Raw genomic sequence first — 13,911 nt, forward strand, 5'->3', positions numbered from 1 at the left:
TTGGGCGGATACATTAGCCCACCGGCTTCGTGAATGGCGGAAGACACCGAATCCCGCAACCACAAATTGAATAACCTGAAATTCCTCCTGACCGCTGCGGACGAATTCCTCAATTTCAGAGGATGAACCGGGATACAAAGAGTGGAGGACCTCATCGGTATTAGTACGTCGAGAGTGCATCAACCATTTGATCCTCGTGGATGAATCTCACCGGCATTGTATCGCAAGAAACTCCTTGGCGGATTACCGTGTGTATGGCACCAATCTTTCTTTCATTCCATAAAGATGCCTCGGATGGACACATGCCGGAATAAGCAAAAAGTGGTATGATCGGGGGGCTGCCTTTAGTCCGCGAACCTTATCACCACGGCACGAAGCGAGCTGCCTGACGATCTATTTCGTCAATCCCCATCCCAATGGAGGGCTACCCGCAGGATGAATTTTCTGAAGGGACAGCATCATAAACTAAATATTCGAGACCCACAGATTGACCAGATCACAAACTGGTGACATTCATACCCGTCGGTCTATTGAGTCCATGTATGGCAATTTAATACAATAAATTCCCTTGTTCCCATTATCGGGAACAACCTGACAATTTCTTTAAAAGGAGGCAGCATGTTTAAGAGTATGGAGAAGTCTTTCAAGAACGGGACAGCCGGTCTGGCCTCAGTGGCGGTCGGTGCAATGCTTTTGGTTGGATGCAGTACTTCTGGCTCTCTCCCGCCGAAGATTGCCAGTGGGTTGGACGGTCTACGGACCGAAGGAGTAACTGTCAGAGGACAGATTCAAAAAACAGTGGGGACGCTCAAGGAACTCATGTCAAAACCCCAATCAGACTTATCGCCACAATATCAAAGCTTTTCTCATGAATTGGGCGTGTTGGGAGAAAGGATTGGAGAGGCCAAGCGACAACGAACGGCGACCGAATCTGTGGTGAAGGATCAATTCATGGCATGGGATGAGAACCTCAAACAATTGAAAAATGAGGAGTCACGCCAACAAGCCGCCGCCCGGCGTTCCGACACGGACGCCACCTATTCTGATATTAACCAAAAGATCGCCGAGCTCAGGAAGGAAGCGACCCCCTTCATGACGGATCTCAGAGATATCCGGCAGTACCTGGAGGGAGACCTCAGCAAGGAGGGTGTCGAGACCATGAAACCGACTGCCGACCGAGTATTTAATCGTGAAGCTTTCGTCCTCAAGCACCTGGATGATGTGATTGAGGGGCTTAACAACGCCATGAAGAGGAACTGATATCTGGATAATTGAATTCCGGTTTTTCTACAGGCAATCTGCCCTGTGAGTATTCTGCCCTTTGAGATAAGAAAGCACTCCCCCTTTTTTTTGATTCCCGATAAGGAAGGGGGAGAGCTTTCTCACTCCTCGTAACCCTCTCGCCGACAAAACCGCATCGGTTGATGTCACTAAGCATCCCGTCTTACAGGCTGTTGGCAATTTAACGAATAGTGGAGACTGAACTAACTGACAATTCAACTGGCTAACAGTCATTGATTTGTCAATTATTAAGAATCTGGCCCCATGCGTACACGGAGCCAGATTTTGGTGAAGTTGCCGATCCCTTCTCAACTGATAAAAAACCACCTGATGGAAATCAACCAGTTACCATGACAGGCATTCCTAGGCGCCGGATTCCTGCCTCCCCGTTCATCATTCAATCTGGTGATTGACAGTCGGTGCCGTTTCGCTTGGTACATAGCCGCCAGCGAATCTTAGCCGCCCAATAGTCCATGATGTTTTCGACATCAGCCCAGTAGCCGAACCCTTTCCCCAGTTTCTTCGAGCCGGCGCGACGGTCGATCCCTGCTCCCAGCAGTTTCCCTGTTTGCGAATCTACGAGTCTGACTTCGACGCTGGCTCCTCCCACAAAAGCTTGTGTGCCGGTAGCCAGATTTTTTGCCTCGGAGGCCACGCGCGCCATGGGCACCACCGTTGAGGCCGCATCCATGACCGGCATGCCATGCTCAACATCGGTGAGAGCGGCCGAGAACCGCATGACACCAGGACCCGACTCGTGCACGAGGGTATAATCCTTGGCAAGCTGATCGGAAAGTTTTTGATAAAACGTATTAGCGAGGGCTCGAACGTCGTCCGGTGGCACCACTCCGGTATCTTTGGCTTGCGCGCCTTTTCCTAACCAGACAGTCACCGGCTCCAACATGATCTTATCATAGGTCTTAAGCCGGGCATCCGGATTCAAGTAGACGAGATTGGCTTCACCCTCTTTGCCCGGTTGCAATAAGGGGTAGGCATCTACCAGAAACCCGGTTTTGCCAACATCCCCTTTGACCTGGTAGGTGTCGGCACACCCACCAACCCACACGACCATGCCAAGCACTCCGACCAGGAACTTCCAGTTCATCGAGAGACCTCCTTCTCATTCACTCTTGGCCCATCCAGGAGTGCGGAAAGATTGTGATTGCAGATTCATAGAGCGACATACTCACCCACGCAGCCGACAAAGCTTGCGTATGAGCTACGCCGAAGGGCCCCCCATGAACACCGTGTTACGTTATTGCACACGTATATTTACTCTCTAAAAATACTAGCATACCGGTCTGGTTGAATATACAAATATCCCCTTCCCGCTGTTTGTCAAACGAGAAATATCACGGCACTTCTCATTGCCACCCCGTGGCGTTGGAATGCCTTCTCCGTACAGTCAGGAAACTGTTCCACCAGTGATTCAACATCCTGACTATGATTTTATTCCCCCTCGCCCACACTTTTTCTGTTCATCACGACTCTGCACACAAGAAACTATTCCCCATCAGAAAACTCTACACAGATTAATAGGCCAAAGGAATTCGTTGTGCCAGGGCAAACTTCACTAACGCCCTGATTTTACTTTCAATTTGCCTATAGCGGGTCACTTTCCAGTTGGAGGGGACTCTTCACATTTTATTCCCATAGGTCAGTTTGAGCTGCACTTCCTTTTGAAACCAGACAGTTCACTCGACATATTCAAGTGTCCAACCGTGATTTTGCAGGCATTCTTCCCTCAGCATATCCCCTCCGCCCCTGCGATAGTTTCTTGGTTGGACGGTTTCATCTTCCGGGCCAAAATGAGAAATCCCTGACTTATTAAAATGACGGTTCTCCCGATCACATTGAGTAATCGTTGAACGTAAGTCGGCCTCTGTCGCGCCAGGCTTAACCCATTGCTGTGTAGGACCGCAGGCTGACAGCAGGAGCAAACATAACCCCACCGATACCTGTACATTTAACTGTATATTCATTTCCTGACCTCACGCTGATGGTTAACGATTCTCAATCAAGACTTTCCCAAATCCCTCCCCCACGAGCACCGCCCACTTATTCCCTTGCCCTCCGCCTCCCAATTAGTGACAAATAGGAAACGAAGTAGGATACCAGCCGTGCGGCAAATTGTAATGAACAAAATTTTAAAAAAGCAGACTCCGATCTTTGCGATCCTTATTCCCGGCAAACGACTAGGTCGTTGTTCGCCAGGAACCCCACCACCCAAGGATTTTGCATAATGGGTCTGTTGAGAAAAACAGAGACAGATTGATATCCCCTATTCCCCAGGTATCGCTATTGTGCGGAGATCCGGTTGTTTGATCACGAGCAGGATCATGCGCGCAATCAGGTTCCATTCATCAGGTAAGATTTATAGAATTAACCGGCTGAAAATTCAACATCTTTTTTGTCCGCTAGTTAGGCTCCAGCCAGGAATTCACGTGCCTTGAAAGGGAATATTGTTGATGAGATCCGCGACTGGATTTTGTGTCTTCTTGGCCAACTCCCCCCTTTCACTTTCCTCCATCGCCTGAGATGGTGAAGGGCTCACCAGGAATCCCATCAACAGGCTGCCAACAAGGGAGTCGCTTCCATTTGCCGATTTTTTTGGCTTCAATTGCGGCATTTTTTAGACAGTTCAAGTTAGCTGCTGTCCGATTAACAATACCTTTACGATTTAGTGCACCAGAGGATCGTGTCCGGATTGTTTCCTGGTCAAATCAGTTTTTTAAGAAGCTTTAAGAAGTGGAGCGGGGGAAAAGACCTTTAACTTCTGCGGGAAATTTACCGACCAAGCTCGCAGTCCTTTCTCCTTCGCCGCCTATTTCCCTTTCTTGCAATCGTCATCCTGCCAGCAGGTGGGGAGATTCATCCCCCCCTCCTTGTTCTACCTGCTTATCTGTGGCAGAGGGACATTTCCCCGTCGGTCATACCGCAAGTTTGTGGCGGATCATCCGAAAGGAAGCCAGTATGAATTCCCGATAACCAATGTCGGGAATGGCTAAAGCGGGGATCTCCGCAATAGACCTTGTCCGAAATGACGCAATTAAGAGTTCTCGGTTTACCTGAGTGAACTCCGGACGGCCTCCTCTTCTTCACTCGTAACACATTCACCCTACATCCGACGCTGTGTGAGAGAGAATTTCTGGGCTTTTATAGATAAATTGAAAAAGAGATCCCGCACTCTCTCTTCACTTCCCTCGTTTTTCACACAATGATTTCCTTAGGATTCCGGTTCCACACAATTCGCATCGCCACGAAGCATGCACAATCGGTAGCGAACCGATGCTGCCCAATAAGTGTACGCTTGCTCCACATCATTCCATTTGTTAGTCATCCCGCTGAGATTTTTGGTCCCGCCCCGCCGGTCGACGGCCAAACCCAGAATTCTCCCGGTTCTGGCGTCGGTAAACTTGGCCTCTAAGCCGGCTGTTCCTACGAACCCAGGCTTACCTCCCACGATGAGACCCTTGGCTCCAGTCAAAATCCTGGTTTGAGGAATAATGGAGGTCACCACATCTGCAACCGGGTTAGAAGCCTCCGCTTCCGTAATGGCAAAGGTGGCACGCATGACTCCGGGTCCAGGTTGAGTCACAAATGTATAGTCCAGGCTCAGAGCGTCATGCAGTTGGCCATAGGCAAATTCGGTCAGCTTCTGAAGATCTTCCGGAGGCACATCTTGGGTTTCGGGGTCTTTCCAGACTGAAACGGAATCAAGCATTATTTTTTTATAAGAGCGCCAGTCCACATCAGGATTGACGTAACGAAGGAGTGCTTCGTTTTTCCCGCCTTCTGTGAGCATGGCATGCTCACCTTTCGTAAGAAATCCTGATTCGACCACATCTCGCCGTTGTTGTGTCGCCGCACACCCCTGCAGAAAGAAAACAAAGAGGAACACAATCAACATTGTTTTCTGCATACTCTGTCTCATAACTTCAACCCTCCTTTAATCAAGAAAAACACATTCGGAACTGCATGACACGATTCGGAATCGAATTTTACCTCAAAAGGCTGATCGAAAACATCAAAAACCGTACCTGCAAACGTGCAGATGAGTATTGATTGGATTTTTCCGTGATCCTTTTACGAGATGGTCTTGACCGTCACTGCCCCACGAGAAAGCCTCACACGTCTTTATTCAACCGTTCCATTTCCGATCCTAAAAAGAAATGAATTGTTGGGAAGATTTCAAGGCTTAAAATGGCAGCATCAAGACTGGATTCGACGGTTCTGCCGATAGCGTTGAATCAGAGCATTCGTGGAGCTGTCATGATCCAGGTCGGGTTCCCGTATGGCCGACAGTTCCGGGGCAATACGCTTGGCAAGCACTTTGCCCAATTCCACTCCCCATTGATCAAAGGAATTCAGGTTCCAGATAATCCCCTGGACGAACACTTTATGTTCATACAAAGCAATAAGTTTTCCCAGCATGGCCGGGGTGAGTTCTTCGGCAAGGATAGTGTTGGTGGGATGGTTGCCGGCAAAGGTTCGATGGGGAATTAAGGTTTGCGGAACTCCCTCGGTCTCAACCTCCTTGGCTGTCTTGCCAAATGCAAGAGCCTCGGTCTGAGCGAAAAAATTGGCCATGAGCAGATCGTGGTGCGGCCCGGAGGGATTCAAGGAGCGGCAGAAGCCGATAAAGTCACAGGGAATCAGCCTGGTTCCTTGATGAATCAATTGATAATAAGCGTGCTGGCCGTTGGTGCCGGGTTGGCCCCAGATGATTGGTCCCGTCTGATAATCGACAACGGTCCCGTCCAGGGTCACCCGTTTCCCATTGCTCTCCATGTCAAGCTGCTGGCAATAGGCGCTGAGCCGCCAGAGATATTGATCGTAGGGGAGAATGGCATGGGTCTCAGCTTGGAAAAAGTTGACGTACCACACACCCAGAAGACCGAGAAGCACCGGAAGGTTTTTCTCGAAAGGCGCTGATTGGAAATGCTCATCCATTACTCGAAATCCGGCAAGCATGTCCCGAAAATGATCAGGCCCGACTCCGATCATCAGCGAAAGCCCAATGGCCGAATCCAGGGAATAGCGCCCGCCGACCCAGTCCCAGAATCCGAACATATTCGCCGGGTCAATTCCGAATTTCTGTACCTCGTGGCGGTTTGTCGAAACGGCGACAAAATGTTTGGCAACAGCCTGTTGGTCATGAAGAGTTTTCAGACACCAATCCCGGGCGGATTGCGCATTCGTCAGGGTTTCAATGGTGGTAAAGGTTTTTGAACAAACCACGAAAAGAGTCTCTGCGGGGTCGAGATCCCTTGTGGCTTCGGCCAGATCCGTTCCATCGATGTTCGAGACGAACCGGACAGTGAGATTGCGGTCGCTGTAGTGTTTTAAAGCTTCATAGGCCATCACCGGCCCAAGATCCGAACCCCCGATACCGATATTGATGATGTTCCGGATGCGTTTTCCTGAATAGCCCTTCCATTCCCCGTTTCGAACTCTGGTGGAAAAATTCGCCATTTGATCCAACACCGCATGAATATCCGGCACCACGTCTTTTCCGTCCAGAAAGATAGATGCGTTTTTGGGAGCTCTCAGGGCGGTATGAAGGACCGCTCGCTGTTCCGTGATATTAATTTTGTCGCCCCGGAACATCGCCTGAATATGGTCCCGCAAATTCACGTTTTCCGCTAGTTCAAGGAGTAAGCGTAGAGTTTCCCCGGTGATGAGATTTTTCGAATAATCCAGGTAGATCCCTTCAGCCTCCACGGTCATCCCTCGACCTCTCGCGGGATCATCCGCAAACAAGGTGCGCAAATGGGTTTCCTTGGCCTGTCGATGATGTTGTTCAAGGGATTTCCATACAGGTTGTTGAGTGAGAGAGGTCATGTGGAGATGCTCCGTTAAGGGTTAATCTCTTGTGAGATCTTTGTTTGTTCGTCCAAGGCCGGTCAACTCCACTCCTGGAGAAGACGCTTCTTCCAGGAAGATGCAATATAAGGCACTAAATTTAGAGGTTTTGTTCGCCCAACACAATCGCTTTTAGTCCCTGTCCCTATTTGTTGATGAAAATATCCGTAAATGCACAATTTTAGAATTCTAATTGTAGCAGTGGGAGGTAACGTGTCAAATGGTGACGATCGTTCGGTCGGAATGGCCTATTGGAAAATGGAAAATCGCGGAGACACACTTCTCCACTCTCCTTTTCACGTTAAGGTCAAAGGTAAATTCACCTGACAGCTCTAGAAAACAACTCATAAAAATTATTTAGGATAAATACTTGAGAATGTCACTCGAAACATGAAAGAATCACGACCGTTTCATTTTCCTCCCCTCATAGGAAGGTAGAGCGTGATCACCTATCGTTTAGATTCTTCCTTACAGACCTCAAGACCTTTCATCATGAGAACGCGACCCCAACCCGCCCGTCGGGACTTCCGGGGAGTAGCAAGCCTCATGGTATGCCTTCTGTTAGGTATAACCATGGGTTGCGATCGTAAAGAGGCGGAATCCACGGCGACGCCGCCTGAGGTGTTGGTAGCCGAGGTCATACAAAAGGACGTCCCGATTTATGGGGAATGGGTCGGAACGACCGTCGGCTATGTGGACGCACAGATTCGAGCCAGAATTCAGGGGTATCTGTTGTCTCGTCAATACACGGAAGGATCCGTTGTCAAAGCAAAGGATCTCATGTTTAAAATCGATCCACGACCATACCAGGCTTCCCTGGATCAGGCGAAGGCCGAACTTGCCCGTGCGGGAGCGGCGTATAAAAAGAGCCTGCTTGACGTCAAGCGGAACACCCCACTGGCGGCAGAAGGCGCCATCAGCCAAAAGGAATTGGATGATGCCACGCAGGCAAGCGCGGCCAACCGGGCCTCGGTCGCTTCGGCGCGGGCCAAACTGGAACAAGCTCAACTCGACCTTGACTGGACGAGCGTGACTTCCCCGATCAACGGGATAGCCGGAATCGCCACGGCGCAAATCGGTGACCTCATCGTCGAGAATACGTTGATGACGACGGTCTCTCAACTGGATCCGATCAAGGTCAACTTCCCCCTTAGCGAGCGGGAATATTTAAAATTGGCCGAACGCATCGAAAAGGTCGGTGGCCAAGAAAAATTAAATCCCGCAAAGGAAAACCGGCTTGAACTGATTCTTGCCGATGGAAGCGTGTACCCGCATAAAGGAAGAGCCGTCCTCGCCGATCGACAAGTTGATGTCAAGACGGGGACGATCACCATCGTCAGCTATTTTCCTAACCCCGGCAACTTTCTTCGTCCCGGTCTTTTTGCCAAGGTCCGCACCCCCATCGAAACTCGAACCGGGGGACTGTTAGTCCAACAGCGGGCAGTCAAGGAGCTCCAGGGTACCTATGAGGTCGCCGTGATCGGAGAGGAAAACAAAGTGGCGATTCGAAAAGTGACCCTGGGGCCAAGAATTGGATCTCTCTGGCTGATCGACGAGGGCCTTCACCCTGGCGAGATGGTCATCGTCGAAGGACTTCTCAAAGTTCAAGACGGTATGGTTGTCACGCCAAAAGTAACTTCGGACGAACCACAACCGGGCTCTGAGAGTTCCCCCGATCCGGCTAGCGCCACGTAATCACAAGCTGTCTTATGGCCAAATTTTTCATCGACCGGCCCATCGTCGCTATCGTCATTTCGATCCTCATGACGATCCTCGGCCTGATCGCCATGGTGCAACTTCCCATCGCGCTGTTTCCTGACATCGCGCCTCCGGAAATCCAACTGCAGGCCACCTACGTCGGGGCGGACGCGGTCACCGTCGAACAATCAGTCGCCACCCCCATCGAACAGCAGATGGCCGGTGTAGACAACTCAATCTACATGTACTCCACGAACGCCAGTAATGGGCAGATGACGTTGCGCGTGGACTTTGACGTGAACACGATCCCCAACGATGACCAGATTCTGACCCAGATGCGGTACCTGCAGGCCGAATCTCAACTGCCCTCCGACGTGAAGAACTACGGGGTGACCATCAAAAAATCCACCACCAGTCCTCTGATGCTCTTCAGCCTGTATTCCCCTAATGGCACCTATGACGAAATCTTCCTGGCTAACTATGCCTACGTAAACATCAACGATCCTCTTTCGCGGAGCTCAGGGGTCGGTCAGGTCACGATCTTTGGGGCTGGCCAGTATGCCATGCGCTTCTGGGTGGAACCCGATCATCTTGCCAAACTGGGCATCACCGTGACCGAGATCCTGGATGCCATCAAGAAGCAGAATACCGTCAACCCGGCCGGTCAGATCGGAGCTCAACCTGTTCCCCAAGGCCAGGAATTCACGTATACGGTCCGATCACAAGGTCGCCTGCTTAACGAGGAAGAATTCGGACAGATCATCGTGCGGGCCGATCCCGACGGGTCCATCATCCGACTGAAGGACGTGGCCCGCGTGGAATTAGGTGCGCAATCCTACAGTATGATCGGCCGTTTCAACGGAAAGCCCAGCGCGCTTATTGCCGTCTACCAGCTCCCGGGGTCCAACGCCATCGATACGGTTGACCGGGCAAAGAAGCTAATGGAGGAGATGAAACAGCGGTTTCCCGAAGACCTTGATTACGCCATCTCGCTCGATACGACACTGGCTGTCAGGGAGGGAATCAAGGAGATCGTGCATACGCTCTTCGAAGCCTTGGTCTTAGTAATTATCGTCGTCTTCATTTTTTTGCAGGGATGGCGGGCGACGCTCATTCCTCTGCTGGCCGTACCCGTCTCGCTGGTAGGGACGTTCGCCATATTCCCGTTATTGGACTTTTCCATTAATACGTTGTCGTTATTTGGGCTGGTGCTCGCCATCGGGCTGGTGGTAGACGATGCCATCGTCGTAGTCGAAGCCGTCGAACACCATATCGAAAAAGGCCTGTCGCCCAAGGATGCTACCCGGAAAGCTATGGAGGAAGTTTCCGGGCCGGTGATCGCGATCGCACTGATTCTCGCGGCGGTCTTCGTGCCCACCGCGTTCATTCCGGGCATTACAGGGCGACTCTACCAACAATTCGCGCTCACGATTGCCTTATCGGTGATCATCTCCGCCTTCAACGCCTTGACGCTCAGCCCCGCCCTTTCTGCCATGCTGCTGCGGCCAAGGACTCCCGCCAGGGGTCCGATGGGAGCGTTTTTCGGGTGGTTTAACCATTGGTTCGGGCGGGCCACGGACGGGTATGTCGGATATTGCCACCACCTGATTAACAAGTCCGGCCGGGCGATGATCTTTCTGCTTGTGGCCGCGGTGGGCGCCGGTCTCCTGGGAGCCAAACTTCCCACCGGGTTTCTTCCGATGGAGGATCAGGGATATGTCTATTTAAACGTCCAACTGCCGTTGGCCGCCTCCCTGCAACGAACGGATGAGGTTACCAAAAAGATCGAAGCCATTCTTTCAGAATCTCCCGGCATTCAACATGTGAGTACCATCGTAGGGTTTAGTCTCCTGAGCACCGTCAATACGACCTATAACGCGTTCTTTTTCGTCACCCTCGCCCCATGGGAGGAACGGACCAAACCGGAAGAAAAACTTCAGGCTATTTTCAAAAATGTGAACCAGAAACTTGCAGCCTTACCCGAAGCGAACGCCTTTCTTTTTCCGCCTCCGGCCATTCCCGGCGTAGGCACATCGGGTGGCGTTTCCTTCATTCTGGAAGACCGTTCCGGACAGGATGTGGCCTTCCTGGCGGACAACCTCACGACGTTCATGGAAGCCGCACGACAGCGTCCCGAAATCGCGTCCATGAACACCACCTTCATCCCCGCCGTCCCACAGGTCTTTGCCCGTGTCGATCGGGACAAAGTGCTGAAGCAAGGGGTGAAACTTGAAGATGTCTATAAAACCCTGCAGACCTTTATGGGCGGCGTGATGGTAAATTATTTCAACCGGTTCGGGCGTGTCTGGCAGGTGTATGTACAGGCTGAAGGAGAATTCCGGACCAAGGCCGAAAACGTGGGCCAATTTTTCGTGCGGAATAAATCCGATGAAATGGTTCCCCTCTCGACACTGGTGACGATGGATAAAATATCGGGGCCGGAGTTCACGATGCGATTCAACGGCTACCGATCCGCACAGATTTTCGCTTCAGCGAATTCCGGCTTTACCTCCGGTCAGGTTATGCAGGCCCTGGAAGAAGTCTTCGCCGAAACCATGCCGCGTGAGATGGGATTCGACTTCATCGCCATGTCGTTTCAGGAGAAAGTTGCCTCCGAAGGAGTCCCGGCCAGCGTGATCTTCGGCTTCTCCCTCCTCTTTGTCTTTCTCATCCTCGCTGCCCAATATGAGAGTTGGGGGCTTCCGTTCAGTGTTCTCATCTGTACGCCGATCGCGGTCGCCGGCGCCTTCGGCGCCTTGTGGGCGCTCGGGATGGAAAACGATGTGTTCACCCAGATCGGTCTCGTCATGCTCATCGGGCTGTCCGCGAAAAACGCGATCCTGATCGTGGAATTCGCCAAAATGGAGTATGAAAAGGGTCGTTCTCTCGTCGATGCGGCTCTGACCGGGGCTCGTCTCCGACTGCGGCCGATCCTCATGACGTCATTTGCTTTTATCTTAGGAGTGGTTCCACTTGTGCTCTCTTCGGGATCCGGAGCGCATGGGAGAATCCTTCTGGGCGTCACCGTCATCGGAGGGATGATCGCTGCAAGCTTTATCGCGATTTTCCTCATCCCGGTGTCGTTTTACGTGGTGGAGCGATTAGTCCACCGCCATGAGGACCACCCTGACCAAGACCCAGACGGCCACGAATTTGAGGAATCCGAGTTCGTGGAAGACGACGATTCGGTTGGAGTTATCCCACAACCAAAAAATGCACCAACTCCTTTTAAACTCTAGGGAGATCACGGATATGCATAAATGCGGCGCCATCGTTCTGAGTCTCCTGATCGCCTCCGGCTGCACCATGGGGCCGGATTACAAACGCCCAGACGTTCCCACATCCGATTCCTGGCGCCTTGCGCCTGGAACCTCGGAATCTATCGCGAATATGCCCTGGTGGGAATTATTCAAGGATGAAGAACTTCAGAAACTGATCCACACCGCCCTACAGGAAAATCTTGACCTGAAGGTGGCCGCCGCGACCATTGCTGAATTCAATAACCAACTCATCATTGCCAAATTCGATCTTGCCCCTTCCTTAGGGTATGACGGAGAGGGGATGTACTATCACAATACGAATAACGGGCTGTCCACTGGAAACGGGGCCGTTATACCCGGACAAGCTGGCGGACAAAGTGGACGGGGGGACCTTGACTTTTCAAGGCAATCCTTCGTGGGTGGGATTAAATGGGAGATTGATCTGTGGGGCCGGATTCGACGGAACATCGAGGCCTCCCATGCAGAGTTATTGGCGCGAGTGGAAAACCAGCGAGGCCTGGTCATTGCCCTGGTCAGTGACGTGGCCCAATCCTACTTCACCCTCCGGGCTCTTGATCTCAAAGTGGAAATTGCCGAACGCACACTCAAAGTTTGGAACGAAGCCGTGAGATTAAGCCGATCACAATACGAGCACGGGTATGCCTCGAAGCTTGATTTGGATCGCTTCGAGGCTGAACAAGCCGGCACGAGAGCACAATTGGCGAATCTGGAACAGCAGGTAGTCCAGGGAGAGAACCGGATCAGCGTGCTGTTGGGACACCGACCGATGGGGATCCCTCGTGGATTTGCGCTGACGGAACAGCCTCTGCCTCCTGAAGTGCCGGTCGGATTGCCTTCCAGCCTTTTGAGTCAGCGCCCGGACATTCTGGAAGCGGAACAAAAACTTGCCGCCTCTACCGCAAACATCGGTGTAGCCCAGGCTCAACGCTTTCCCCAATTCAGTCTCAATGCTGGTGGTGGCGTAGCCGGCTTTCAGTTGAACTCGATGGCGACAGGCCCGTTTGCGACCGCCGGCGTCTCAGGGACCTTAACCGGTCCGCTTTTAAATGCAACCGCGCTTGGCTACGGCGTCGGGGTGGCGACCGCTCAGGAACAACAGGCTCTTGCCCGGTACGAGTTGGCCATCCTGAGTGCGTTTAGAGAGGTTGAGGATTCGTTGATCACCATCAAAAAGACTGGCGAACAACGTGAGGCACAGGAATCCCAAGTCTCATCGTTACAGTCTGCGTTGAATTTTGCGGACAAACGGTATCGCGGAGGGTTCGCCTCCTACCTGGATGTCTTAACCGCCCAACGGGACCTCTTTCAGGCCGAACTGGGACTTGTCTCGACACGCCAGCAAAACCTGAGTTCAATCGTCCAGCTGTACAAAGCCCTGGGTGGCGGTTGGTCGCCGACTGAGAAAGAGATCCAGCCTGCCTCCTCCCAGTCAGAACCTGGTCCAATAGACCATGAAATGCAGCCTGAACTGAAAAGTTGAGCGAGCCGAAGTCAGCGACTGAAAAAAGTTGCTGCTATCTACCGGCCATCATGAAATTGAAGTGTTGATCGGATTTCCTGGACCCGTGAGGGAAGCCCTTTTATTTTTTTCATCTCATCCTCTTGCAACATTCCCTCGTTACATGCACAATACTTTTCTGCATTCCTGCCTAATGGGACCATAATCGCCGGTTGAACTTGCTAGACATCCCACTTGTCATGGGACCCCTGTAAAAAGGGAGCAATGGTTTTAAGAACCCGATGTGGAGGGCACGCGGTTCTGGTTCGCAGGCCTTTCTTCGTCTGA

Annotated in this window: 9 protein-coding genes; 4 read left to right on the forward strand and 5 right to left on the reverse strand. The window is 51.8% G+C overall.

From position 1 onward, the window contains the following. The coding region (locus AAH187_RS00085; RefSeq protein WP_342346389.1) for a hypothetical protein at positions 1 to 180 on the reverse strand (180 nt) is incomplete at its 3' end. Positions 181 to 618: 438 nt separating this feature from the next. Here AAH187_RS00085 and AAH187_RS00090 point away from each other — a divergent pair. Next, positions 619 to 1,260 carry a DUF2959 family protein gene (locus tag AAH187_RS00090; RefSeq protein WP_342346390.1) on the forward strand — a complete coding sequence of 214 codons (642 nt, stop codon included), beginning with the start codon at positions 619 to 621 and terminating at the stop codon, positions 1,258 to 1,260. 418 nt (positions 1,261 to 1,678) lie between these two features. Here the strand turns inward: AAH187_RS00090 and AAH187_RS00095 are convergent, their stop codons facing one another. The 4 genes from AAH187_RS00095 to pgi all read right to left on the reverse strand — a co-directional run bounded on the left by AAH187_RS00095 (position 1,679) and on the right by pgi (position 7,125). Next, the gene (locus tag AAH187_RS00095) at positions 1,679 to 2,386 is read right to left on the reverse strand and encodes a DUF3313 domain-containing protein (protein ID WP_342346391.1); all 708 of its coding nucleotides are present in this window, start codon (positions 2,384 to 2,386) and stop codon (positions 1,679 to 1,681) included. Positions 2,387 to 2,975: 589 nt separating this feature from the next. Continuing rightward, a complete protein-coding gene (locus AAH187_RS00100; protein WP_342346392.1) occupies positions 2,976 to 3,263 on the reverse strand; it encodes a hypothetical protein in 288 nt (95 codons plus the stop codon). Positions 3,264 to 4,507: 1,244 nt separating this feature from the next. Beyond that, the gene (locus AAH187_RS00105; RefSeq protein WP_342346393.1) at positions 4,508 to 5,215 is read right to left on the reverse strand and encodes a DUF3313 domain-containing protein; all 708 of its coding nucleotides are present in this window, start codon (positions 5,213 to 5,215) and stop codon (positions 4,508 to 4,510) included. A 278-nt stretch (positions 5,216 to 5,493) separates the two neighbouring features. Further along, on the reverse strand, positions 5,494 to 7,125 hold the full coding sequence (gene pgi, locus AAH187_RS00110; RefSeq protein ID WP_342346394.1) for a glucose-6-phosphate isomerase: 1,632 nt from the start codon (positions 7,123 to 7,125) through the stop codon (positions 5,494 to 5,496). A 513-nt stretch (positions 7,126 to 7,638) separates the two neighbouring features. On the opposite strand from pgi, the gene AAH187_RS00115 reads away from it, so the two are divergent. From AAH187_RS00115 to AAH187_RS00125, 3 genes are read left to right on the forward strand one after another with little or no spacing between them, the layout of a single operon-like run. Then, positions 7,639 to 8,841 carry an efflux RND transporter periplasmic adaptor subunit gene (locus AAH187_RS00115; RefSeq protein ID WP_342346395.1) on the forward strand — a complete coding sequence of 401 codons (1,203 nt, stop codon included), beginning with the start codon at positions 7,639 to 7,641 and terminating at the stop codon, positions 8,839 to 8,841. A gap of 14 nt (positions 8,842 to 8,855) precedes the next feature. Beyond that, positions 8,856 to 12,083 (forward strand): multidrug efflux RND transporter permease subunit, encoded by a 3,228-nt coding sequence (locus tag AAH187_RS00120; protein WP_342346396.1) that lies wholly within the window; start codon positions 8,856 to 8,858, stop codon positions 12,081 to 12,083. Positions 12,084 to 12,096: 13 nt separating this feature from the next. After that, positions 12,097 to 13,605 carry an efflux transporter outer membrane subunit gene (locus AAH187_RS00125; RefSeq protein ID WP_342346397.1) on the forward strand — a complete coding sequence of 503 codons (1,509 nt, stop codon included), beginning with the start codon at positions 12,097 to 12,099 and terminating at the stop codon, positions 13,603 to 13,605. Positions 13,606 to 13,911 lie beyond the last annotated feature (306 nt).

It is taken from the genome of uncultured Nitrospira sp. (assembly GCA_902500695.1).
Lineage (GTDB): Bacteria > Nitrospirota > Nitrospiria > Nitrospirales > UBA8639 > Nitrospira_E.